The 581-nt window shown below is 33.9% G+C and carries 1 protein-coding gene; it reads left to right on the forward strand.

All coding sequences use genetic code 11. From position 1 onward, the window contains the following. Positions 1-581, forward strand: a 581-nt coding sequence (locus D1839_RS20240; protein WP_120381546.1) for a PBSX family phage terminase large subunit, incomplete at both ends; no start/stop codon positions are given.

A 581-nucleotide genomic window follows, 5' to 3' on the forward strand; every position in this document is an offset into this window, starting at 1 on the left:
CTTATTTGGATAGAAGAATGTTCAGAGGTTAAGTATGAAGGCTTTAAAGAATTAATAGGGCGATTAAGACATCCTACATTAAAGCTCTATATGATACTTTCTACAAATCCTGTAGATGAAGGGAATTGGACGTATTCTCATTTCTTTATTAAAAACAAAGGACAAGATGACCAAGTTATTTTTCTAGATGATGAAGAATTATATAAGAAACGTACTGTTGTAGTTGATGATACGTATTACCATCATTCCGTCGCTGATGATAATTTGTTTTTACCGGAAAGTTATGTCCAAGAATTAGAGAAAACAAAAGTATATGACCTTGATCTTTATAGAGTAGCTCGTAAAGGGCGTTATGGTGTTGCGGGTAAAAAGGTATTACCGCAATTTGAAACAAAGCCACATGATCAGGTTATGAAAGAAATTAACGCTATCTATAAGCCTTTATATCGTAACGGGATGGACTTTGGATTTGAGGATTCTCACAACGCCTTATTACGTATGGCTATAGACGATAAAAATAAAATTCTTTACATCTATTGGGAATATTACAGTCGTCATAAAGACGATCCAGAAATAGCGGA

The sequence above is a fragment of the Roseburia sp. 1XD42-34 genome (assembly GCF_009917385.1).
Classification (GTDB): Bacteria; Bacillota; Bacilli; order Bacillales; family Amphibacillaceae; genus Virgibacillus.